22 protein-coding genes are annotated in these 24,843 nt (G+C 36.9%); 9 read left to right on the top strand and 13 right to left on the bottom strand.

What is annotated here, in order from left to right; genetic code table 11:
* Positions 1–20: 20 nt before the first annotated feature.
* The 9 genes from IEV85_RS13700 to IEV85_RS13660 all read right to left on the bottom strand — a co-directional run bounded on the left by IEV85_RS13700 (position 21) and on the right by IEV85_RS13660 (position 13,170).
* A complete protein-coding gene (locus tag IEV85_RS13700) occupies positions 21–1,193 on the bottom strand; it encodes a hypothetical protein (protein ID WP_188464292.1) in 1,173 nt (390 codons plus the stop codon).
* A complete protein-coding gene (locus IEV85_RS13695) occupies positions 1,190–2,212 on the bottom strand; it encodes a porin family protein (RefSeq protein ID WP_188464290.1) in 1,023 nt (340 codons plus the stop codon). Before IEV85_RS13695 ends, IEV85_RS13700 begins: the two co-directional genes overlap by 4 nt.
* Positions 2,199–5,336 (bottom strand): nSTAND1 domain-containing NTPase, encoded by a 3,138-nt coding sequence (locus tag IEV85_RS13690; RefSeq protein ID WP_188464288.1) that lies wholly within the window; start codon positions 5,334–5,336, stop codon positions 2,199–2,201. The genes IEV85_RS13695 and IEV85_RS13690 overlap by 14 nt, the downstream gene beginning before the upstream one ends.
* 7 nt (positions 5,337–5,343) lie before the next feature.
* Positions 5,344–6,801, bottom strand: a complete 1,458-nt coding sequence (locus tag IEV85_RS13685) for a DUF4062 domain-containing protein (protein ID WP_188464286.1) — start codon at positions 6,799–6,801, stop codon at positions 5,344–5,346.
* Entirely contained in the window at positions 6,798–9,941 is a 3,144-nt protein-coding gene (locus IEV85_RS13680; protein WP_188464284.1) for a hypothetical protein, read from the bottom strand. Before IEV85_RS13680 ends, IEV85_RS13685 begins: the two co-directional genes overlap by 4 nt.
* Positions 9,942–10,101: 160 nt before the next feature.
* Positions 10,102–10,293, bottom strand: coding sequence for a hypothetical protein (locus IEV85_RS13675; protein ID WP_188464282.1), 192 nt, complete (start codon positions 10,291–10,293; stop codon positions 10,102–10,104).
* Positions 10,290–11,420, bottom strand: coding sequence for a serine hydrolase domain-containing protein (locus tag IEV85_RS13670; protein ID WP_188464280.1), 1,131 nt, complete (start codon positions 11,418–11,420; stop codon positions 10,290–10,292). The genes IEV85_RS13675 and IEV85_RS13670 overlap by 4 nt, the downstream gene beginning before the upstream one ends.
* A gap of 96 nt (positions 11,421–11,516) precedes the next feature.
* Entirely contained in the window at positions 11,517–12,194 is a 678-nt protein-coding gene (locus IEV85_RS13665; RefSeq protein WP_188464278.1) for an SDR family oxidoreductase, read from the bottom strand.
* Positions 12,195–12,276: 82 nt separating this feature from the next.
* Positions 12,277–13,170: a UbiA family prenyltransferase gene (locus tag IEV85_RS13660; RefSeq protein ID WP_188464276.1), complete on the bottom strand. Its 894-nt coding sequence runs from the start codon at positions 13,168–13,170 to the stop codon at positions 12,277–12,279.
* Between the two features lie 173 nt (positions 13,171–13,343).
* Here IEV85_RS13660 and IEV85_RS13655 point away from each other — a divergent pair, with 173 nt between their 5' ends.
* A complete protein-coding gene (locus IEV85_RS13655; protein ID WP_188464274.1) occupies positions 13,344–14,426 on the top strand; it encodes a type III polyketide synthase in 1,083 nt (360 codons plus the stop codon).
* Positions 14,427–14,428: 2 nt separating this feature from the next.
* Positions 14,429–15,124 (top strand): methyltransferase domain-containing protein, encoded by a 696-nt coding sequence (locus tag IEV85_RS13650; RefSeq protein ID WP_188464272.1) that lies wholly within the window; start codon positions 14,429–14,431, stop codon positions 15,122–15,124.
* Positions 15,125–15,155: 31 nt separating this feature from the next.
* On the opposite strand, the gene IEV85_RS13645 is transcribed toward IEV85_RS13650, so the two are convergent.
* Both IEV85_RS13645 and IEV85_RS13640 read right to left on the bottom strand, forming a co-directional pair.
* Positions 15,156–16,214: an endonuclease/exonuclease/phosphatase family protein gene (locus IEV85_RS13645; RefSeq protein WP_229712589.1), complete on the bottom strand. Its 1,059-nt coding sequence runs from the start codon at positions 16,212–16,214 to the stop codon at positions 15,156–15,158.
* A gap of 116 nt (positions 16,215–16,330) precedes the next feature.
* Positions 16,331–16,930 carry a nitroreductase family protein gene (locus IEV85_RS13640; protein ID WP_425562900.1) on the bottom strand — a complete coding sequence of 200 codons (600 nt, stop codon included), beginning with the start codon at positions 16,928–16,930 and terminating at the stop codon, positions 16,331–16,333.
* 191 nt (positions 16,931–17,121) lie between these two features.
* On the opposite strand from IEV85_RS13640, the gene IEV85_RS13635 reads away from it, so the two are divergent.
* From IEV85_RS13635 to IEV85_RS13625, 3 genes are read left to right on the top strand one after another with little or no spacing between them, the layout of a single operon-like run.
* A complete protein-coding gene (locus IEV85_RS13635) occupies positions 17,122–17,745 on the top strand; it encodes a ParA family protein (protein WP_188464270.1) in 624 nt (207 codons plus the stop codon).
* A gap of 11 nt (positions 17,746–17,756) precedes the next feature.
* Positions 17,757–18,119 (top strand): hypothetical protein, encoded by a 363-nt coding sequence (locus IEV85_RS13630; RefSeq protein WP_188464268.1) that lies wholly within the window; start codon positions 17,757–17,759, stop codon positions 18,117–18,119.
* A gap of 2 nt (positions 18,120–18,121) precedes the next feature.
* Positions 18,122–18,613, top strand: a complete 492-nt coding sequence (locus IEV85_RS13625; RefSeq protein ID WP_188464266.1) for a VOC family protein — start codon at positions 18,122–18,124, stop codon at positions 18,611–18,613.
* 39 nt (positions 18,614–18,652) lie between these two features.
* On the opposite strand, the gene IEV85_RS13620 is transcribed toward IEV85_RS13625, so the two are convergent.
* Positions 18,653–19,060 carry a VOC family protein gene (locus IEV85_RS13620; RefSeq protein WP_188464264.1) on the bottom strand — a complete coding sequence of 136 codons (408 nt, stop codon included), beginning with the start codon at positions 19,058–19,060 and terminating at the stop codon, positions 18,653–18,655.
* 27 nt (positions 19,061–19,087) lie between these two features.
* The gene (locus IEV85_RS13615) at positions 19,088–19,645 is read right to left on the bottom strand and encodes a ComF family protein (protein WP_188464262.1); all 558 of its coding nucleotides are present in this window, start codon (positions 19,643–19,645) and stop codon (positions 19,088–19,090) included.
* Between the two features lie 234 nt (positions 19,646–19,879).
* Between IEV85_RS13615 and IEV85_RS13610 the strand changes: the two genes are divergently transcribed.
* From IEV85_RS13610 to IEV85_RS13595, 4 genes are all read left to right on the top strand, one after another.
* A complete protein-coding gene (locus tag IEV85_RS13610) occupies positions 19,880–20,233 on the top strand; it encodes a carboxymuconolactone decarboxylase family protein (protein WP_188464261.1) in 354 nt (117 codons plus the stop codon).
* Positions 20,230–20,583: a hypothetical protein gene (locus tag IEV85_RS13605; protein ID WP_188464259.1), complete on the top strand. Its 354-nt coding sequence runs from the start codon at positions 20,230–20,232 to the stop codon at positions 20,581–20,583. Before IEV85_RS13610 ends, IEV85_RS13605 begins: the two co-directional genes overlap by 4 nt.
* Positions 20,584–20,693: 110 nt before the next feature.
* Complete coding sequence (gene xth, locus IEV85_RS13600) at positions 20,694–21,458, top strand: exodeoxyribonuclease III (protein WP_188464257.1); 765 nt, start codon at positions 20,694–20,696, stop codon at positions 21,456–21,458.
* Positions 21,459–21,509: 51 nt separating this feature from the next.
* Positions 21,510–24,842: a DUF4175 family protein gene (locus IEV85_RS13595; RefSeq protein WP_188464255.1), complete on the top strand. Its 3,333-nt coding sequence runs from the start codon at positions 21,510–21,512 to the stop codon at positions 24,840–24,842.
* The last annotated feature ends 1 nt before the right edge of the window (position 24,843 follow it).

Here is a 24,843-nt window from a genome sequence, read left to right as displayed (position 1 = left end):
TTGCGACTATTTAATGTTTATTAGTTTAAGAGCTCTCCTTTGTTAGTCATTTTCATTAATAAGAGCGTATTTACTCCTCCAAAACTTGTAGAGCCTACTGCATAAATTCTGTTTTCTATCATAAAAGCATCAAAAAGCTCCTCATTATTACTGCTTCCAAAGCTTTTTCTGAACATTTCTCTGCCAGATTCGTCCGTTTTGATCAAAAGAAAATCCTTTTGAAAAGTATTATTTTCCGCCAGGCCAATCTCTGCAGCTCCGCATAAAAGGTAGGCGCCTTCAACTTTATGTGCATTATTTAAAGTAATGTTTCCCTCTTCTGCAAAGGTACCTTTCAGCCCTGTGGAGGTATTAAAAAAGAATATCCTTCTGCCAGTATTAAAATTTGCTTCTCCAAAAATCATCATTTCATTTTGCGGTTGGGCAAACAATGATTTTGCCTGAACTGCTGAAGAGCCTGGTATCTGTACAAAAACAGATTGCGACTGGAGTAGCGAAGTGTCCGTGCGTACAATTTCAGAATAATTGTTTGCCTGCACTCCCCAGGCAAGTTGGTTTTCCTCAAAAGGAAGAATGGAGGTAGTAGGACTGGAACGTTTATTATCTCTTTTTACCCACGTAATACTTAGGTTTTCATAATTTACAGAGCCCAGTGCTTTATTATTTCCCTTTGCATCCCGCACGGAGGCTAAAAATAAAATGTCGTTTTCGTCTCCCTCTCCAATGCCATTCATGGAAATAATTTCTCCAGGCTCTCTGAGCTGTAGTGTGCCTATAGAATCAAGTTGCAGGTTGACCTTAAAAAATAGCAGCCCTGTACTATCATTGAGTGTAGATGAATTTCCTGCTACAAGAATAGAGTTGTTCCTGACACTGATATTTTTGGCCGACCAGTTTTCTTCTCCGGAAGGATAGGATTTTTCAAGAACAACCTCTCCGGCAGTATTCATTTTTACCAGCCTGATCTTATTCATGGAAACTTGCTCTTCAAAAATTATTGTATTACTCACTAACAATATGGAGCCATCTGCCAAAGGAGTCATAGCCACAGGATTATCTGAGCCTTGCCCGGGAATCAGTCTGATAAATGATTCTCCTGTTTTTGGTTGAACATCTTCCTCTGTATTACAGCTGACAAGAGCAATCATTACCAGCGAACATAGACCACTAATATATTTTAACACTTTCTTCATTTAAGTTGGGGCTTAAAATATGGAATTCTGATGCCCACACGGATCAAAATAGAATGCGCTTTATAGTTAAACTCACTATGTCCGTTTCTTAGCTGCATATCAAGTTGAAGCTCGTCCATTTGCGATGGTAAGTTTACCTCGTTCATTAACTTATGTTGATATAGTATTTCGGCCGATAGATAATTTCGACCAATAATTTTGAACTCAGATCTTAGTCCAAGTACACCACTCATATTAAATGTATTTCTATAAGGTAAAATATCCTGATTAGTTCTATTTTCCCCCACACCTTCCAATGTAAGAGAAGCAGATTGTAAGAAGTGGAGAGCGGTACCACCTGTAATTTCTACAGGAAAAAGTTTAAAGGGCATTTTATAATTAATGAGCAGCGGAACATCAAAACTCTGTTGGCTTTCACTTACCTTCTGTATTCTGTTTTCACCAGCTTCTGCAAGTATAGGTCTTTCTAAAGAAGTAACCCTCCCTACATAATGTACTTCCACATTAGCAGATAAATTTTTCGTAAACGGATATTGGAAAAAGGCTCCAAAGCTAATGTTTAAGCTTGGCTCATAGGTGCCGGGGCTGGCATTGGTTAAGGTAACATTTCGGTTCATCACCTGCACAAAGTTTATGATCTGAGTGGCCTTTACTCCAAAAGAAAATTTAGGGTCAGTATCGAATTTCTCTTTCAAAATAACAAGTTCGGCAGGCTCAGTAGCCGGGTCTACCCGGTATTCCGGTTCAAGCTGAAGAAGCTTTAAAAAAGCAGCTTCAGCCTCTGCTTCATTTTCATTATACAAATGGGCTAGCGTTATTAATCTCAGAGCCTCCACTTTCTCCTCTTTGCTAAATTCCGATTCAATACAGGCTGAAAGCAACTCGGGCAACTCATTAAGCCGACCCTCCTCATATAAATTTCTGGCGTTTCTTAAATTTTGGACACAGTTGGTCTGGGCTTTAACCAAAAGCGGTAGAAACAGGATAATTACTAATGCGATTAAATTACTTTGTTTCATAAGATAATTCATTAGGTTTCGCGTTATCACATGGATTTTCATATGGTAAATCAGCTGCTATGTAGGTAGCCCACTCTACCTTTGTCATACTTCGGTTAAGTTCATCACATAAATAATTACCCATTTGATCAATTTGCATAGGCCAAATATGTAAATAACCATCTTCAGTAACAGATAGAACTCTACTCTTATTTTTAGTGAAAGCTACAGACCACACCCAATCGTTGTGATCTGCTAAAACAATAGGTTGCTGCGTTATTTCAGAGAGGTTCCAGATTCTTGCAGACTTGTCTTTTCCTGCAGATAACATATTTGAGCCGTCATCGCTAATCTTAATTGCATCGATTGCTCCAAAATGACCTGTAAGTTCATTATAATCACTAAAATCCTCATTAGAAAATAACTTCAGAGATCCTTTCTCATCACCTATAGCCGTAAAATGAAACTTTCTTTCTAATGAAGTAAGTGCTCCATCGTTCAAGAACAATACAGAATCGGTTCCACTTGACTTATCTGACAAAATTAACTGTCCTGATTGTGTGACTACATATATTGTGGCTCCTTTATCCCCAATAGCAAAATCATTAATTTTTGTACTTGACTCATATACTGTTTCAAGTTTCTCGTTAGTGAAACTTTTTATTGACTTACCTGCCTCATCTAGCACCCATAAACTATTGCCGTTCTTATGCATTTTAACAAAAGAGCCTTTTAAGCCTTGCAACTCTGTTAATTGAATCGGCTGCTTGTTTAGGTCATACTGCTCAATGATGGAGGCCCCATTTTGCTTAACTAGTTGACCGGCAGCAAACAGTTGATTATTTTCAGAATCATACACAAGGGATTTAATCACTCTTCGTTCTCTTTGACCTACTATGGTGTCAGCACGCCATTCATTATCACCTGTTTTTTTCCAATGAAGAATACTTCCGGTGGAACCTGCAGTAAAAAAATCATTTTCTTCCCTACCAGTTACTACTACCTTTGCAGCTTTCTCATGTGCTTTTATTTTGTCAGTAATTGGATGATGATATCCTTTAAGCGCATAATATAATCCGTCATACACTTCAGGGTCATACCTGTAATTATTGTATCTCTTATCAAATACATAGGCCTGTTGAGCCAGCAAAGCCTTCATTTCAACATCCCTGAGTTGGGTAGATTTGATGGCTATGGCATTGGCTATTGCCAGGTACCTAAGCTGATCGGCCCTTGCCTTCTCAATCTGTGCTGTTTCTCTTTCCTTTTTAGCAATTTCTTCTGCTTTTCTGGCATCTATAGCTGCCTGGCTGGCAATTCCTTCCTGCTTTTCAGCAATAATTCTTCTTTGCTCAGCTAATAATGCTGCACTTTCAGCACGTGCTTTTTCCTGACTGGCCCTTGCTGAAGCTTCTTCTGCTTCTACTTTCCTCTGCTCAGCCAGCTTTGTTTGCTTAGTGGCATTGTCTCTTTCTTCTTTGGCAATATTTGCACTAGTAATAGCCGCTTGCTCCTGCTCTCTCGCTATGGCTGCTGCTTTTTTAGCTTCCGTTTGCTGATAAAATGCATATACTAAAAACAAAAGTGAGATTACCGTAGCAAGGGCCATAAATAGAGCGGTAATTCTTGCGGTACGTAATCTTCGTTTTTGTTGAAGCTCTTTTGCCCGCTGTTCAATAGCAAATTCCTCTTCCGAATGCTCCAGAAAGGATATAGTTCTCTCATAAGCCACATCATAGCGTTGTCCCCAAATTAAAGTAGGCTGATGTTTTTCACGCCAGTTCATTGCTAATTGTAAATCAGGGGGTCTCCAAAGGCCTGTTTTCCCCATTTGATACATTGCAGCAGCATCGGCTAATCGCTTATACATGTTAACTGCCTCAGCCTCATCATTCACCCAGTTCTTAAGCCTGCTCCATATCCTCATAATGCTTTCATGAGAAATATCAATGACAGATGCGCCATTAAGAGGAATTCCGTATTGTGGCGTTAAAAGTGAGCGTTCAGGATCTCTAAACTTTTCAATTACTTCAATAATCTTATCCTGTGAAGCATTGGAAATAGCAGCAATTTCCGAGAGGGTAGTAGGCCTTCTAATTCCGTAAATGCCTCCTCTCTTTTCCGTTATAGCTTTAAAAAGATATTCGCAAATTCGTTGCTGTTCTGCATTTAGTTCATCATAAGCCTCATTGGCATGCAAAGAAAGTGCCTCTGCCATGGTACCAATTGCCTCATAGTGCTTGATATTAAGCGGTTCTTCAGGGTAATCCCTGAACTGGCTCCAATAATCCCAGGTACGCATCAGTGCATGCTGCAAAATGGGAAGCTGATCAGGGTTATCCCCTAAATCATTCAATAATTGCTGCACTAAATTAGGAGCTATTTGTGCATTTCCTACAGCCACGGGACCGGTAATTGCTCTCCTTTTCTGCTCGCGCGTCATTTGAGGAATTAAATACTGGCTGTCGTTAATTTGACGGGTAAGCTCAGGAAACTGTGAACACTCTCCAATAAAATCAGACCGCATAGTGATGGCCACATAGATGGGGGCATCAGCATAATTAATGGCTTCCATTAATAAATTAATGAAAGCTAAGGTTTCATTTACTGATTGTATATCAGCCGAATCCTTAAAGCGGAAAAGCTCTTCAAACTGATCTACAAGAATGAGGTAATTTTTTTCCTTTTTCTTCTTAAACTGCAATATAGTTTCCACCAACCCCATAGAGGAACTTTTCAGCAAGGATGAGATAATTGTTCTTTGAATAATTTTATCTTCCTCAGAAAGGCTGTTTAAAGAAAGCTCAGACTCCAAAAGAGACTGCGCCATATTTTCAATGGGTGCTGCTCCGGGCCTTGTAACAACTACTTCCCACTCCGTACTTTTCCCTGTTAAAAAACCACCATATAAAATAGGAAGTACTCCGCAATATATGAAAGAGGACTTACCACTACCTGAAGGGCCAATAATTCCAACAAATCGATGTTTTGAAAGCTTTAATAATACTTCATCACTTTGGCCCTCCCTACCAAAGAACAGATGACTCTCCTCAATTTTAAATGGACGAAGACCTGGAAAAGGATTGTGATTTTTTCCTGCTTTAGCTATTAATATTTCAGAAATGGGTGTGTTCAGCTCTTTCATAGAAATATTATTGCTCAATTAAGGATTGTGCTTTTGCGTAAGCATCTTTTATTTGCTTTATAAATTGCTCAAGCTTTTGAAAAGTTTGAGAATTATCTAACGTCACTTCATAGCGTGTTTGGTAACCTTCGTCAATTGCGTTAGGGTTGGTGGTTAGAAAAAGTTTTCCTAAAACTGGTTTATACCTGCCAAAGCCTGGTGCTTTAAGCAAATCAAGTAGTTTCATATGTACCCACTGCTCATTTACCAGACCCTGAAAAACTATCGCAGCATCCATCTGCTTTAAAGCATCTATATGGTGATTTCTCCTCTCCATTAAATCACCTTTATGTGATGGAGTAATAATTTTGATATTAAAACCGGCCAGCGAAGCAATAATGGGTTTTACCTTTTCATCATCTATAAGATCGTAAACAAAGTAGATGGTTGGTTTACTTTCATGCTCTAAAGACTTAGCCTGCCTTAATTTTTTATTCAGGCCTTCATCAAGTAATTCTTCCCAAAGTGTGTTTTTAAAATCTTCCAAGGATGTTTGTAGAATTTCTGCTCCGGAAGAAGCCATCTCGTCTCTTTTCAAGTGATGGATAAACGTTTTCTGTTTTTCACTGGCAAAACTTAAGGAAGGAGAAATCCAGATCAATCGGTTTATTTCTATCGGCTTTTCGCGTGCTCTTTCAGCCGCCATTTCATTTTGTAAATCGGGAACAGAAATATCTATGCCATCCGGAATATAGCCATAAGAGCTACCCACCATATGTAATGAAAACTGACAATTACTTAGGTCTGTCGCTATTCTGTTCTTTAAGTTCTGATAATCGTGCGGTAAGTTACTTTTAGGATATACTTCATATCCGTGGCGAGTAAGTTCCCTTTTAATAATATTTCTGGCTCCGGCTAAATCCTGCCCTGTTTCAGATAAATAAACTGCCTTTCTTTTGTACACTTCAGGCAATCTGTCTTCTTCAACTGAATGTATGGACAACATTGTTTCATAGATATCAAAGCATAAATCCACCATTTTCATCCAGTAATTCTTTTGGGCCTCTATGCTAAAAAAATCAATAAAATTATGCTCTGCTCCATCATTTTTACCATATAAGGCATACTTTGTTAATGGTTTTAGCTTTTCAGGTACCTGAGTGTACTCTAAAGGTGTTTTAAATACCGTAAATATTCTATGTGTTGAGTTGCTACTATTCTCAGAATTAAAAAGCTGTTCAATTCTATCGAGACAGATCCCGGAGGTAATAAAGTTTTGAGACAATATAGCTATGTTGATATCTCCTGCAGCGATAGGCTCTTTTTCCTGATCAGAAACCAGCTCTGTTTGAAAGGCTACATCTGATGTTTGCCTTAAAGTCATCATTAAAAATTTTCTGAAATAGCTTACCCAGCCATTATTTTTCAAAATGGCCACGTTATCATTTTCAGCAAAATATATATTTATTACTAATTTCTTTTTCATACCGCTACTGGTTCGGAATTGGTAATGGCCGTAAATAATTGATTGGTAAACTCCCTACTCTGAGACATAAGAGTATAAAAGTTATTGATGTTTAGCTGAAAAACCACAGCATCAGTAAAGGACAACATTTTGCCAGAGATTAATCTTTTTTCAGGGATGAAAAGTTCCCCGTAAATGCTTCCTTTACTAAGGCTTACAGTAGTGCCGTTTTCCTCCTGAATTTCCAACTCTCCTTCAGCAACTACATAAATAGCATTGTTTTGGGGAAGGGAGAGGTTGATAGTATCTCCTTCCTTTAATCGGATAACCTTTGTATGATCTGCCAGATCACAAAGAGCTGCTCCATTTATTTGCTTAAACACTTCTAGCTCTTTCAAGAATAACACAATTTCAACAAGTAGAAAATAACCATCGTTTAAGCCATCTTCCAAACGGTTGTTTGCAACCGTTTCTATCAAGTCTATTTTTTCTTCATGACTAATCCGCTGAGCAATTTGCTCAAATTTGCCAGGATTTCTATGGTAAACAAGCCAGGCGGCCACTTCCTGAAGCAGTTTGTCCTTATTGAAGAAGTGACTCACTACTGAATATTTAGTTTTATAATCTTCCTGAAAAGCTAACGTATAAAGTGCACATGCTTTTACCCAGCGGGATAGCTGGTTGTAATCCCGATTTAATATATTATTAAGTAGCTCGGATGGCTCATAATGCTTCCGTGGATAATAGTTTTCCAGCAGGCTTAATTTTTCTGACAGGCTAATATCATCTGCAAGGGGAAAAAGCTTAGGTTTAAGATCAGCAGTTAAGAACATATCAAGCAATTCCAGTCCGTACGCTATGCCATCAGCTGTTTCTGAAAGTATATTTTCTTTCACCAGAGAAACAGATTGCGTGTCATACACCAGTGAAAGCATCATAAAGATTTGCTCATAATTTTTATCAAGCTCTTCCTTAAATGCCTTCCGGAGTGATTTATATTTTTCTTCCCGAGGTAATTCAGTTAAGGCTGCCAAATTCCAGGATGCCTTTCCAATTTCTTCATCAATAAGCTGAAGGATTATTTGAGCCTGATTACCCACTGCTTTAAAATCAGTATAAGCAAAGCCGGACAATACCTCATAAACAATTCGCTTATCAGGAAAATCTATCTTCTTTAGAAGTAACCGTTCTGCTTCTTTACCTCCAATTTTAGCCATTATCCGGATTACTGAAATCATTATTTTGTCAGATTGCCCTGACTTATGGAATGCTGCTTCAAGGTTTTGCAAAACAGGTTCTCCACTAGCTATTAAGGCAGCTGAAGCAGCATGGGCAAACTGTATGGAGTCCAACATATCTATCAGGATATTCCATGTTTCATGTCTTTTTAATTGTCTTGCAGAATGAATAGCCTCCATCCGTACCAATAAATTGGCATCTTTCAGCAGCTCCAGCAATAAATAAAGGTTTTTAACATCAGCATACTGAACAAAAAGTTTTGCCGCCTGAACCCTCTTCTCAGGATCAAGCGATCTTGATAAAGATGAAAGTTCTTCAAAAGTAAGCGCAATAACATCTCTTGAGCGCCCTTCATTGAATGCTTTTTCAGCCAGTTTTTTTGAGATCCCACCAGAGAAAGCACTTGAGCTGACCGGAGAGGCTTGTAAATAAGATTGTAAAGCAGGTGATGCTTTACCTGCAAAGTTATTTTTATACTCTTCAAAATGTATTGGCTCCAGCTTTTCCATTAGCTTTAAGCCATAAAGCTTTTTGTTTTCATCATCGCCCTGCACTTCCTTTAGCAAGAGCCTACTGATAGAATACTCATTAGAAAATTTACTGATTGATTTCCTTTTATTGTTTTCCAGCGTATGCTCTAATGTCCTTTTATAGCCCTTGTGCATTTTCTTGGTTATAAAATACCAAACAAGTAAAACAGGTAAAACAGCGACAGAAATAGTTAATAGATTAAAAATTTCTATCGTATTTAAAATTAAGATTATTGTACCTGCGATAAGACCAGCGAAAGCATTAATTACGCCTTGAATTTTTGTCTGCACATCAAACCTGCTTTCTTCTTCTAAAGGAAGGAAGTAAAGTTTGAAGGCCGGTTCATCCAATGCATCTTTAAGAGATTTCACAAAAAGTTTACTTACAGCTATTATTACAAAAAAGAAAATAAAAGTAGGATTATCGGGTGTGTAGCCAAAAGCAACTCCTACAAAGCAGGCAACTGCTGTAATCATAATAATTAATGCAGGATTAATCAATAAAGAAACTCTTAGCCCGTATAGAGCAATGATTTTATCTGTAGCAAAAGTCTGAAATAGAAAACTGAAAACAATTACTGCTCCATTAAAGTAAGTAAGGAACAGAGCCAGGTTATTTTTATTAAACTGGGCACTTGTGACACTAAAGAATGAATAGTCAATAAAATTGACAGCTATCATGGAAATGATTACAAAAGCTATCATGAGTTTCATATACCTATCTGCAAACACATTCTTATAAGGAACAAACCGATTTCCGGTAGCCCTTCTTAAATGTTTTTGAGCACTCTTCATCAACCATGTGAAAGCGAGAAACATGCCTCCAATGCTAACTAAACTTAAAGTGAGTAAGTCTCTTTCATTAAAAGAGTTGGAGTTCAGGATGTAGGGTATCACTACCAATAAGGCTATAATGGAAGCCAACAGTTGTCCTGTATCAATGCCTCCAATAATCCTTTTAGATTGTCGAAGATCAAACAAACGACTAAATGCCCCCCAAAAAATCAAAAGGATCAGGTAAGTAAAAGGTAGAACAAAAGTGAAAGTTAAAAAATAAAGTGGTGTTACGTCAGGTAGAAAACTAAAAGCTATTTCAACAGCTGCCAGTAATAAAAAGATGATGAGTAAAGTGCCTGAAGCTAACTTTTGAAATGATACTTTTGATTGAAAATAATTGTAAATAGCTGTAGCCACCAGGCCAAACAAACCTGATACCAAAATGGCTAAAGGAAGGTCATTTTCTTCATTAAAATTGTTTAGAAAAAGTGATTCTGCACCAACGGAAAGCCCTGAAACAAAAAAGCCCATGAAGAAGCCCATTAGCAAGAGTAAAAATACTCTTTTAGATTCAAGCTCTTCAGCATTTAAGATTTTGAGTATCAGCTTTTTCACAAATGCATTGAATTAGAGTAAATTAAATGGTAATTTAAAAAAAATTTAAGAATAGTAATATTTAATCCTTCTTTAAGAATGAATTATTCGATGATCAGTTATTTTTTGAGGATATAATTTAGGGCTTTAGGCAAACTAATTGTTTAAATAGGTAATATCACTATTCCTCACCATTTGCTTCCAGCTTTTTGATGTATCTGTTAAGGCCAAATGCAAGGGCCCAAAATATAAGGGCCAAAACAGTGAACTCCATCGCTTGATCTCCGGCATAGCGTAAACTATAATAGAAAACTATAAGCACTGCTACCCACAAAATCCAGTAGATTGTACGTAAAAATTTAATGTTTTTCATTTTAATAAAGCGTAAGCTGCTTCCACATAGTTATAAACATCCTTTGGGTGTTGCCCTTCGTAGATGGTATCCCTTCCTTTTCCAAGACGAACTACAACTGCATTTTTATCTCTTAATACAAATATATACTGACCTAAGATGCCTCTCGCATAAGGAATTTCTTTTCCCTGCCAATTCAGAATCCACCATTGATAACCATAATGTGTTAATTCTTCTTCTGTGCCTGTATACTTGGCTGGTGCTGTAGCTACCTCAACATAATCTACAGGAACAACTTCTTTTCCGTTCCACCTCCCATTATTTAAGATTAGCTGGCCAATTCTGGCAAAGTCACGTGCTGTACTATTAAAGCAACAAAAAGCTTTCTCCATACCACCTGCATGATCCAGACTCCAAAGTGCATCATTTTCTGCTTCAATCTTGCGCCACAACCTATTACTGGCATAATCACTAACAGATTGACCGGTGGCAACTTCTAATACTTCAGCTAAAACCTGTGTATTTATGCTTTTATATTCAAACTTTTCTCCCGGAATGCCTTCCATCCGAAGGTTATTTACTATTTCTTTTAAATCTCCTCCATAGTAGGCCTGAGTGGTGACAGAAAATGGATTCATATAGGCTTCGTTCCATTCAATACCTGAACTCATCATTAGCAAATCTCTTATAGTAACTGCCTCTTTCTCTCCTTTTTCAAAAGAAGGAATGAAATCAGCTACAGGCAGAAAGACACTTTGGATTTTACCTTCATCTATGGCAATTCCTATTAAAAGACTAATTATGCTTTTAGCGGCTGAGAAAGAATTTGAAATTTCGTTTTCTGAATATCCTTCATAATATTTTTCAAACAGAATGGCTGTATCTTGAATTACTAAAAAAGCAGTGGTAGAATATTTATCTAAAATTTGCTGATAGGCACTTCCAAGCTCGTATTTATTATAATCAGGGGCTATTTTCCATGGCTTGGGGTTGCTGGCTACTACTGTTCTGTTTTCAAAAATTTCGTAGTCATCAATATTAGCTGTTAGGTGAAGAAAAGCATTTTGTGCATAATTAGGCAATAGAAGGTATATTATACCCAAAAGCACAACTGTAAATAATAAAACTCTTATTGCTTTTTTTAACATTGAGGAATTTTTCCTCAAAGTTAGAAAATCCAATCAAATAATGATTAGTTAGGCAGTATATGGGGGAAAAGAAAAGCCCTTTCGGGCTTTCATGAATTATCTAATAAAGTTGTTTTCTGAAATCGGTTCTCCTATTTGTTCTATTGCTTCTTCTATAGAATAATTACCGGAAAGTAGCTCCAGAGATTTTCCATAAGTATTTTCAGCATCAATACTTTTTACCAGTACTTCTGCCACATCAGCACGAGGAATAGATCCCGATCTCTCATCTGTTCTTTCTCCGTAATCCACCTTATTTTTAGGTGAATCATTAGTGAGCATACCTGGCTTTATTATAGTATAGTTTAAATTAGTTTGCTGCAGGTAATCATCTGCTGCAGATTTTGCACTATAATAATGGTGCATTTCTTCTGGCCACTCATTCGGATTGAAATCGGCTCCAAATGCACTGATCATCATAAATCGTATATACTTGTGTCTTACTGCAAAGTCTATAGCTTTCTGTGCCCCCTCTTTATCAACAGCTTCAGTTTTATCCGCTCCTGTATCTCCGCCACTACCTGCTGCAAACACTACTGCATTATTTCCCTCAAATGCATGACTAAAATCTTCTTCCAAATCCGCAAGAACAGTTTTGATTCCTTTTTTCTCAAACTGTTCTTTCTGAGATTCTTTGCGCACCATAGCTATTGCATCATGAGGAGAATTACTATGTATTTTATTTACTATTTTTGAACCAATCTGTCCGTTGGCTCCTATTACTAAAATGTTCATAATCAAAAAGTTTGGTTCTGTCTATAATAACGGATTACAGCACATAAGTTGCTGATTTAGGTTTATATCAACAGAAAAATGCTTACATATTAAGCTGCAACAGATGAGAGCTCTTTAAAAAGAAATAAATAAAAAATGCATTGAGACAGATGGCTGAAAGAAAATTGAGACCCATGGTCCAGGAAAAATTAGCCTTTTCCTCGTTTCTGTTTACCCGGAAAAACCAGATCATGAAAAATAATACGGTGGGCAACATAAATAGCAAGAAAGCCACTGCAATTTCCTTGCTATGATAAGTGATGAAATAATATTCGAAACTGAGGGTAGCCAAAAGAAAAACTATTAGTGTAAAAATAAAGGTTCCTTTAATTCCTAACACAATAGATAAGGTTTTGTCCCCTCTTTCTGAGTCTTCCTCATGCTGGTAAACCTGCGTCATTGGGTAGGAGCCCCACAAAAAGAGGGAAGTTAAAAGACCAGGAAAAATCACTTTCCACGACAAAGAGATTTCAAGGGAAAAATCATTTATTCCTACATAAGTCATAAAAAAGGTAAAAAGGCCCTGAAAAAATCCTGCAACAAACCAACCTGCCCATGGGCGCTTTTTTAATCTGATACCAGGATGGCTGTAAGCCTTTGAGGCCAGCCCGTAAATAAAGACCAGCACTGCAAACTCCATGCTGATTATCCATGCTAATGCTATTCCTAAGAAATCGAAAATAATACTGGTATAATATAATCCGATAGAAACTGGGGGAGGTTTTCTTAGCAGCCCAATGCTGCCCTTATCTTTATCAAAATAGCTATTATAGGCATTACTTGCGGGGTAAATTAAAACATGTAGAATAATAAATACCAGAATTATTCTGGTTTCTGAAAGGTTACCACTAATTGCCAATGCAAAGAGAAAAACCGGCATCAGCAGAAAAGAGAAAGGGATTCTTAAATGTTTAAGTATTGAAATGGCTGAGTTCATTTCTTCAGGTTAAATTTTTTGTGCAATCTAATGGATAGCTCTATTAAAACTTCGTAAGTAGCATAATAAATAATTTTTCTGCCAGCTTTCCTTCATGCTAATTATTAAATGAAGCAAAAGCACGAACAAATTATGCACATTTTTGCTTAATATAGGGATTTTAAACCATATCTATGCCATACATCAACCTTATCTCAACTTCTAACCCTGCCACAGCCATACCACAATCTCAAATAGCCGGTTTTATGGAAAAAGCTATGAGATTGAGTGAAGAAGAAAGCAGAAAGCTGAAGGCTGTTTTTAGAATGTCAGGAATTAAGAAAAGGCACACAGTAATAGAAGATTACCAGCACCAGGATGACAGCAGATGGACATTTTATCCTAAAATTTCTGAGTTTGCAGGTCAGCCGGGAACGGAACAGAGAATGAGGCATTTTGAAAAATTTGCAATGCCGTTAGCAGAAGAGGCCATCAGGCCTGTGCTAAAATTTAATGAAGCACAATCTTTTACGCACTTAATTACTGTGAGTTGTACAGGCATGTTTGCTCCAGGATTGGATATTCAGCTCATTAAAAAATTAGGGTTAAATGCTGGTATAGAAAGAACCAGCATTCAGTTTATGGGATGTTTTGCAGCGTTCAATGCATTAAAGTCCGCCTACCACATTTGCAGGTCTGAGCCTGATTCTAAAGTTTTAATTCTTTGCCTTGAGCTATGTACTATCCATTTTCAGTCCGATTTCAATGAGGATAATCTTTTAGCCAATACTCTTTTTGGAGATGGGGCAGCTGCAGTGGTTGTATCTAATAATTCAATCGGTGCTCCATATTCTATTGAGGGGTTTCAAAGTGTGGTAGATGATAATTCTGAACAAGAAATGGCCTGGAACATTGGCAATTTAGGTTTTGAAATGAAGCTAACTTCTTATGTACCTGAAATTATAGAGGAGAATATTGCCAGGCTCACCGAAAAATTAATGCAAAAATTTAAGCTTTTGTTAACGGATATAGATCATTATGCCATTCATCCGGGTGGCAAACGGATTTTAGAAGCGGTGGAAAAAGGGCTTCATTTATCCAAAAGTGTAAACGATGTGGCAAATGAGGTACTTGAAAACTTCGGAAATATGTCGTCTCCTTCTGTGCTATTCGTATTAGACCTGTTAGGTAAAAAAATTAGTCCTGACAAAAATGTACTCAGTTTTGCTTTCGGACCAGGCTTAACTATGGAAAGTATGCTACTTAAAAGTGTATAAATATGGTAGATTTAAGCTATCGGTCAGGCAAAGAAGAAATAATGGACGACTTATCAGATAATAGTCCCAGCCTGCATCGTGCCTTACGCGAACTGGATATTATTAATAAGTGGCTTGGAGGTAATGCAATTACTTTAAATGCTGTAAAGAAAGAGCTTAGGAAAAATGGAGAGCAACCATTATCTATTGCAGATTTAGGCTGTGGCAGTGGTGAAATGCTTAAAAGAATTGCTATATGGGCTAGAAAGCATCATATTTCAGTAAGCCTGATGGGCTTTGATGCAAACCCTAACGTAATTAGCTATGCCAGAGAGCACTGTGAAGAGTTTCCCGAAATAGAATTTTACGAAGAAAATATATTAGAGCAAGAATTTCAGAATCGGAAATTTGACCTTTTACTCTGCACTTTATTTTTACATCACTTTACAGAAGAACAACTTATCACGCTTACTTCTCAATTTAAAGGACAAGCAAAAAAAGTAATAATTAATGATTTGCACAGACATTGGTTTGCTTACTATTCTATTCTCTGGATTACGAAATTATTCAGTAAATCACCAATGGTTCAAAATGATGCCTGTCTCTCTGTCTGGCGCTCTTTCCGTAAAAAAGACTGGCAACAAATTTTGGATAAAGCTAATATAAAAAGCTACACATTAGTTTGGCGATGGGCCTTCCGATGGAAGCTTATTTATTAATTTTAAAATAGAATTTTTTCTGCTAATTAGATTATAAGGCTGCTTCTATCTTTTCCTGAGCAGTTTCAACATCTTCCTCATCTACGTCAAGTTCTTCTGAATCATCTTCAATAGCAGATAAATAAAGTTTAATAAGTACAGGAAAATGATCTGAACCTACAGGTTTGCAGGTTTTCATACTGGCTACTCTAAAATGTCCGGAGCAAAATACATGATCGAGCGGCCAGCGGAATAACGGATGTTTAGCATGAAAAGTGCTGAAGAAACCACGGCCTCTTCTCGGATCCAGTAAACCACTGATTTTCAGAAAAAGGGTAGTAGAATAGCTCCACGCCACATCATTTAGATCACCTGCCACAATTACCGGCATTTCCTCTTTAGCAACTTCTTGCCCTACTCGTAAAATTTCTGCATCTCTGGCGGTAGAATATAAATTTTCTCCCGGAACAGGGGGCTCCGGGTGCAAAGCATATAATCTGAAAGTCTTGTTGTTTTTGAGACGCACATTGGTAATTACAGATGGTATCTCCTTTTTAATGATATGTCTTACTTTTGTTTCTGTTAATTCTAATTTTGAGAAGATTAACATGCCGTAAGTATTTTCCTGGTCTTCCAGCACCTGATAGGAATACCTGTGTCCAAAACTTTCTACACTTTTATCCTTCCACCATTTATCGGTTTCAAGCATTATGATCAAATCAGCATCTTCTTTATCTACTAACTTCTCAAGTTTGTGAAAATCTCTGTTGTATTGATAAACATTGGAGATAAGTATGCTCAAGTCAGCTTGTTGATCTTTAGAGGTAGATTGAATCTGCTTTGGGGAAAGAGGCAAAAAAGGATAAATTTGGTAGGAAAGGTAAAAGAAATTAAGCACTAACAATCCGCTTACCGCATAATCTACACCGGAATTCAACCCGATTACAGAAACATAAGAGACCAGAATAAGCAAATTTAAAACCCACTTTTGTAGTCTGGGAAATTCGAACACCCTGAAAGTCCAATAATCATTTCTAATTAAAGGAATAAGGCTAAAAATAATAATAATACCAGATAGTATCCAGATGATGATGTGGTATAATTGTTCCAAGTTAAAAAATTTTTATTGTGGTTTCAATTTAAACAAATCATGAAGCTTTTCACCAAAAGAATTGCTTTTTTATTCTGGGCAATTTTAGCTTATAAATTCCCGTTAGCTTGTTTAAACTATGATTTTACCCAATGAACTTTGTCTTCTATTGGTGATCTTTTACCTTCGGGCCAAAAGCCTTCCTTAGGCATACCAATGTATAAAAACCCAAGAAGCTTATCTTTTGTTGCTAAACCGAAGCTCTCTTTTGCTTTCTCCAAATAAGTAACTCCTCCTGAACCCCAGTAACAGCCGATACCATAAGCAGTGGCGGTTAAATACATATTCTGAACTGCACATGCTACCGATTCTATTTCTTCAATTTCAGGTACTAATTCCTTCTCATTTCTTTTCATTGCGATCGCAATAACATGTGAAGCCGTTAATGGTTTAGCTTTCAAGGCTTCAAATTTTTCCGGAGAGTAGTTTCCTTTTGCTTCTGCATCTTCTTTATAGATAGACGATTGGAACTCTCCAAGCTTTTTAAGACCTTCTCCGGTGAAAACAGTAAAGCGCCAAGGCTCCGTAAGTTTATGAGTAGGGGCCCATTGGGCATTTTCCAGCATTTGTTGTACTATTTCATCCGGAACTTTTTCTCCTGTATATTGTGCCGGAAAAATTGATCTTCTACTCTTGATTAATCTGTTTATTTCTGTAGTATTAAAGGACATTTGCATATTATTTTTTTCAAAATTAACACTCATTTGGAAATACTCATCCCTATACCTATTTTTATTCATGTGAACAATTTTATGATTAAGTTGCCACATGCCCATAGGAAGTTCCTGCGGGAGAGTTTTATAGATTTATTTATTCCTTAAAAACAGTTGAAAAGTATATTTAGCTATGCTTTTCATAACTTTTCATTATGACGAAAATTATCTCTTTTATTTCCCGAAAAGGCGGAACCGGTAAAACAACCAGTGCTATTCATCTTGCTACCATGTTACAAAGCCTCGGCCACTCTTTAGTAATGTTGGAAACAGATAACAATTATACGCTCAATACGCTAAGAAAGATGGAAATGTATAAAACAGGGGCAAAAGAAAATGCTGTTTTTAATATTATTGCTTCTGCTGATGAGAATGTAATTGAAGACATTGACAAGCTAAAGAAAGAAGGCTTTGACTTTATATTGGTTGACTCAGCAGGAAAAACTACTGATGAACATATAAAGAAGTTAAGCATTGCAAGCGACTTGGTAATTGTGCCTACCAGCCTTACTCCTAATGATTTACTGGTTACTTATCAGACAATTGAAGACATAAAACCTGCAAAGGAACACAATAGCACATTGAAACTATTAGTTTTACCCAATCGTGTACATACCGCTACAAAAATTGATACAGTAAAAGAAGCCTTATCTGAATTGGATGCTATTATTTTGGATGTCAAGATCCCGGCAAAGAATCTTTATGCTAATTTCAGTACAATTTTACCCGAGAAAGAATTTTTGCCAGTAGCTAAAGCAATCCTCTCTCATACTAAATAAATTTAAACAACATGATAAAGAAAAAAGATACTCTAAAAGATTTAAATGAATTCATGAGAAACCAGCCATTGAAGGAAGAAGAGGAGACTTCCTATCTGGAAAAAAAACCTACTGCATTAGCTGAAGTAGAGCGGTTGAAAGAAGACATTAAAAAGCTGGAAGAACTCCCGGAAGGAGCCCTAAACGAAGATAAAATTGCGGAACTTATTTCTAAAACAGCATTAACCCACGGCCTAAGTGAGCGCCAGGTGTTATTCAACATTTGCGAAAAAGTGCTTAATACGTTGAAAGAAACCGATAGTGCTGATGTTATGCTTCACAATACAATTCTGTACCTAAAGCATACGGATTTAGTTTTGTCTAAACTAAAGTAAAAATGGGTTCCTATAAAGTTCCAAAACAAACAAGAATTGGCCATGTGCATTTAAAAGTGGCCAATCTGCAACGTTCACTTGATTTTTATTGTGGCCTGCTGGGTTTTGAAATAACTACTACATATGGTGAAGATGCCGCTTTTATTTCTGCCGGAGCTTACCATCATCACATCGGACTAAATACCTGGCAGAGTAAGAACGGGCATCCTGCACCTGCAAACACCACCGGACTTTTTCATACAGCTATTTTATACCCTGAAAGAAAAGATCTTGCCGAAATTTTCATGCGATTACGAAAAGCAAATTATCCCTTAACAGGAGCGGCTGATCATGGTGTTTCTGAAGCCTTGTACCTGGAGGATCCAGATAAAAACGGTGTAGAATTATACTGGGACAGGCCCGAAAAGGAATGGCCGAAAATACCTGATGGCTCTCTGGAAATGTATACTAAAAGACTTGATACTGTGAGTTTAGTTAATGAATTGGCACAGTGAGAAACTTTCCCGCCTGATTCCCTGTCAAATACTTCCTACTTAGAGTGAAGGGCCTTGGCTATCTGTCGGCTCAATTAAATCCCATAAGTTACCATAAAGATCTTCAAATACCGCTACTGTTCCATATACCTCCTTGCTCGGTTGCCTTATTATATTGACACCTCCTTTTACCAGAAGATCATAATAGTTGGCAAAGTCGTTCGTGTGGAGAAATAGAAATACTCTACCTCCCGTCTGATTGCCAACTCTGCTTTTTTGCTCTTCATTGGCCGCTTTCGCTAAAAGTATAGAACATGCGCTACCTTTTGGAGTTACTACTACCCAACGCTTAGTTTCTGAAATATAGCTGTCTTCCGTTAAATCGAATTGTAATTTCCGGGTGTAAAAATGTATTGCCTGGTCATAGTCATCTACCAGAATAGCGATTTGCACGAGTCTTTGATCCATTTAACAAATGTTAGAATTTTCTTCCGTCTATTTTACTGCTGCAATAGTTAAAATTGAGATTTTAGCACCTTTTTCCAGCAGAGGCTGGCATGCTGACTGAATGGTTGCGCCAGTAGTAAGTACGTCATCAACTACAAGAATATGTTTGCCACAAATACTTTCCTTAGTCCTTAATGCGGAAAATGTAGATGCAACATTTTCAAAACGCTGTAATCTGTCTTTCCTCGTTTGGCTTTTTCTATTCACCTCCTTCTTAATTAGTTTAAGAAAAGGTAGCTCCAGAGACGAAGCCAATCCTTCCGCAATTTTGTCACTTTGATTATATCCCCTCTTCCTGTATTTAAGATAATGAAGAGGTACAGTTGTAATAATATCTATTTTTTCATGGTATTGATATTCCCTCAGTTGTTTGCCATAAAGCTCCCCTAAAAAAACACCTAACTCTTCATTTCCATCATATTTCAATTGATGCAACAGTTTTTGTATAACTGATCCTTTTTTAAACCAGCAAAATGCCATAGCATACGTTAATCCGGGTATCTCAAAGAATTGTGGATGCAACACATTCGGCTGATTTTTATGCATATTTGTTTCAGAAAGTTCCGCCCTGCAGTGTGTACATATAAATTCTTCTGACTTTGAAAGCGTTAAATTGCAGGCACAGCAGTAGTTTGGAAAAAATAAAGAAACAAAATCGGATACAATTACTGAAAAGGATTGGGTAGATAGCATCACAAAAGCTAAATTTACAGGTTAAATAGCAAGCGTTTGAATAAAAACAAACCTCTCGCTGGCTGAAATTATTAGTTATTATAATTTATGAACAAAATAGAAGAATTCAATGAATATCGCTCTAAAATGAACGATAAAATTGTGGGCTCCAACAATAAAATTCTTAAAAGGATCTTTAACCTGGATACCAATGCTTTTGCGGAGGGTGCGCTGGATAAAAAAACAAAAGAGATGATCGGATTATCCAGTTCAATGGTATTAAGATGTGACGATTGTGTGAGGTACCATTTGGGCAAATGCTATGAGCTGGGGGTTGATGATGAGCAAATTTTTGAAGTATTTTCTATTGCAAATTTGATAGGAGGGACTATTGTTATTCCTCATTTAAGAAGAGCCGTGGAGTTTTGGGAAGCTTTGAAGGAGAACGGACCTCAAGAATGATAAAGAAAGACCTTGAACTTGAAAGAAAATGGCAAGCCTTAAGGCTAAAGCTGAAGGATGTTATAGGGCGAAAGCCCAAAGATATGAATGCCGTGCTTTTTTTGATAGGCGTTCAGGAACTCGGAAGAGGCCCTAAAAATTTTAGTAAAGAAGAAAAGCAGGATTTGATGCATATCGCCATCTGCAAAGTTTTAAGTCTTTCCGGCTTTTACGAACTGGAAGGCATTGATCAGGAAGGGTGGCCCCACTGGAAATTAGTTAAACAATTACCTCATTTTGACATTTTAGAGCAGGAGAAATTACTTAAAATGCATGTAATTGAGTATTTTGAGCAAGAAATGGAATTCTGATGTAGCTTAAATTACTCTTAACAAAAAGGTAGTTGGCGCAACTATTTGATTGCCAGTTAATTATGTTTAAAATACTGTTAAATCCAATAATCTATAAGTAAAAATTATTAATGAAAATTATTTCATATAATGTAAACGGAATCCGTGCTGCGGAGAGAAAAGGATTTAGTAATTGGTTGAAGGAGGAAGCTCCTGATGTTTTGTGTCTACAGGAATTAAAGGCTCACCAAGAACAGGTAGATCTAGATATTTACCGGGATTTGGGCTATGAAATATACTGGCATGCGGCTGAGAAAAAAGGTTATAGCGGAGTAGCCATTTTCTCTAAAACTAAGCCTCAAAATATTGAGATAGGTTGTAATATGCCTATTTATGATTGTGAAGGTCGTGTAATTCGTGCGGATTTCAATAATTTCTCAGTTATGAGCACTTATATGCCGAGTGGATCCAGTGGAGATGTACGCCAGATATTTAAAATGCAATGGTTGGAAGATTTTCAAAATTATATTGATGAGCTAAGAAAAGATATACCGAATTTGATAGTATCAGGAGATTATAATATTTGCCATCAGGCTATTGATATTCATGATCCTGTGAGTAATAAAAATAGCTCAGGTTTTCTACCGGAAGAGCGCGAATGGATGAGTAGATTTATTGATAGCGGTTTTATTGATTCGTTTCGTCATTTAAATAAGTCTCCGGACCAATACAGCTGGTGGAGTTACCGGGCTGCAGCAAGGGAAAGAAATAAAGGTTGGCGAATAGATTACAATATGATTACTGAGACGCTCCGGGATAGACTTCAAAGTGCTTCTATTTTGCCCAACGTTCACCATTCCGATCACTGCCCGGTAAAAGTGGTATTGGCAGATTAAATTCATTAAGGCTTTGGAAATCATTGTAATAAAATAATCGTTAGTAAGTGAGTGAGTAATTCAGATCAAATAGCGAGCATACTTAAAAGGCTTAAGGACTATAAAAGAAAATATTACCTTAACAGATTATTAAAAGGAGTTTTAATTTCTCTGGCGTATCTGTTAATAGCATTTCTGACTTTTAGTGTACTGGAATATCAGTTACGTTTTGGTAGCTTATTCCGAAGTCTCCTTTTTATCGTCTACGCAATAAGCGGACTCTATTTTATTATCAAATATATCCTTATTCCTGCTTACCATTTAGCCACTCAGGGCAAAGCCTTAAGCAACGAAGAAGCAGCCAGGCAAATTGGAAAATATTTTCCTGAAATTAATGATAAGTTACTGAATTTCATACAGTTAAACACATTGTCGGGTCAGCAAAATACCTTAATACAAGCCAGCATTGAACAAAAATCAAGGGGTTTAAGCTCTTTTAATTTTAGCGAAGGTATCAAAATCCAAAAAAACAACAGAAAATACTTTCCTTATGTTGCTATTCCCATTTTAGTAATGATAACTATTTTGCTTTTTGCTCCTTACCTTGTTACTGAAGGAAGTTACAGGATTATTAAGTTTAATGAAGAATTTGTACCCGAGGCTCCCTTCATGTTCCACGTGGAACCTGAAGTACTAAAAGCCTATAAAGGTGAACCATTTAAATTAAATGTAGAGCTAAGCGGGAATCAAATTCCAAAAGAGTTATATATTTATAAAGAAGGCGTAAAACAAAAATTACAAAATGTAGGAAATAATGCTTTCCAATTTACCTTAAACAATCCTCAGCAAAGCCTTAATTTTTCTTTGGAGGGAGCTGGTTTTTCGTCACAAACTTATCACCTTACAGTAGTAGAAAGGCCAACATTACAAAATATGGCTATTGAATTAGTCTATCCTGCTTACACTGGTTTAGAAAGAGAAAGAATTGAAAATGCTGGAAATTTAATCGTCCCGGAAGGAACTCAGGCCAAATGGTGGGTTCAAAGTAAAGCCACAAGCTCAATAGTTTTTGATAACTCATTAGACTCAACAGAAATTCTTTTTGACAATGTAAGTAACACTACATTTAATCTGGAGCAGTATATACTCAATTCATTCTCCTACAAACTCAAACTTCTCAATCCTGCTGCCGAAGATGATAAAAACACCACTTACTCAGTGGAGGTAATAAAAGATAAAGCCCCTGAAATAACCCTTGAAGCTATCAATGATAGCAGTATGTATAGCAAAGTGGCATTAGCAGGAGAAATTAGTGATGATTATGGCTTTACCAATTTCAAACTATTTTATACACTTTTAGAGAATAATAAGGAAAAGCTAAAGGGTTCAATTGCTTTACCGTACAATAAAGAAATATTAAATCAGAAATATTTTAAACTATGGGATGTGGACTCCTTACTACAAAAACAAGGAGACAAACTACAATATTATGTTCAAGTGTGGGATAATGATGCTATTAATGGTGCTAAAAGTACCAGAACCGCGCTTAAAACTATTCAGATTCCAGATAAGAGCCAACTTGAAACAAATATTAAGGAAAATGCTCAAGAAACCGAAAAACAAATCGATCAAAACATAAAAAGTGCATCAGATGTGAATAAAAAGCTGGAAAAGCTTGATCAAATCCTCAAAACCAAGAGATCTTTAAATTGGGAAGACAAGCAGCTTTTAGAAGAGATTTTAAAAGATATGCAACAACAGGAAAAGCGTTTAGAAGAAATCCAGCGAAAGACGGAGGAAAATAAAGAAAAACGAGAAAAATTTACTCAGCAAAACCCTGAACTCAAAGAGAAATCCGAGCAATTGGAGAGTTTAATGGAAGAAATGTTGAAAGACAAGAATGATGAGCTAATGGAAAAGATCCGTGAAATGCTGCAGAATGAATCACAATCTGATGAGTTTCGCGAATCAGTAGAAGAATTAAACAAGAAAGAAAATAACAGGCTAAAAGAAATGGAGCGCTTAATGGAGCTCTTCAAAAGGTTAGAGGTCCAATATGATATGAATAAAGTAGGAGAGGACCTGAAAGAGCTTTCTGAAAAGCAGGAGCAATTAGCTAATGAAACTGAGAAAAATAATAGTGAAAAGAGTACAGAGCAGAATACTGAAGCATTGGAGGAACAGGAAAGATTAAATAAGGACTTTGAAGAAATAAAAGAGGAACTGAAGAACCTTAAAGAGAGAAACCAATCCTTAAAACAACCTAATGCTATTGAAGATACTAAAGAAGAGGAAAACACAATAGATCAGGCTCAGCAGGAAAGCACTCAGCAACTAAAGGAACAAAACAGTAAGTCTGCAGGACAGAAGCAGAAGGAAGCCGCAGAAGGTATGAAGCAGATGGCTCAAAAAATGGCGCAAATGCAAGCTTCTATGGAAATGCAGGCGCTTCAGGAAAACATTGACGATTTAAGGGATATTGTTGACAATCTATTGAAGCTGTCATTCAGGCAAGAAGATTTAATGAAAAACTTTAGAGAGGTAAATGCAAGTGACCCACGCTTTCTCTCCCTTTCGGAGCAGCAATTAAATATGAAAGATGATGCTGTAATTATTGAAGACAGTTTGAATGCCCTGGCAGAGAGAGTATTTCAATTGAAGACTTTCATCACAAAAGAAATGGCTACTATTAATGAATCAATGGACAATAGTTTAAGCGCGCTTAAAGAAAGAGACAAGAATAAAGCAGTGGGAGAGCAGCAATTCGCTATGACTTCTATGAATAACTTAGCCCTAATGCTTGATGATGTATTAGAACAAATGCAAATGCAAATGCAAGCTTCGCAAGGTATGAGCAGCCAACCTCAACAGGGAAATGAGCAACAGCCAAGTCTTTCTGATATGCAGAAAGCACTGAATCAGCAAACCCAACGATTATCAGAAAGCCAGAAAAGCGGTAGAGAACTTTCAGAAAAACTAGGGGAATTAGCAGCAGAACAAGCTAAACTCAGAAAAATGATGGAAGAGATGAAAAAGGAGTCTAATGAGAAAGGAAAGCAGGAAGGAGCAGGCTCTGCTGGAGAGATCATAGAGGAAATGGAGAAAATAGAAGAAGACTTAGTCAACAAAAGATTAGGAAGCCGGCTAATAGAACGGCAGAAAAAAATAGTAACAAAACTATTAGAGTCTGAGAAAGCTAAGCAAGAGCAGGAGGAAGATGATGAAAGAAAAGGAGAAACAGCAACTGACTACCAAAAAGAACGTTTACCTAATGCATTCAAGGAATATTTGGAACAGAAAGAAAAAGAGATTGAGTTACTACAAACTGTTCCACCAAGCTTTACACCCTATTATAAAAATGAAATCAATAAATATTATAAACGCCTTAAATCAACAGAAAATTAAA

Origin of the sequence: Marivirga lumbricoides (genome assembly GCF_014636295.1) — a bacterium.
GTDB classification, from domain to species: Bacteria; Bacteroidota; Bacteroidia; order Cytophagales; family Cyclobacteriaceae; genus Marivirga; species Marivirga lumbricoides.
Note: the sequence above shows the minus strand (reverse complement) of the source record. Positions and strands in the feature narration are given on the sequence as shown.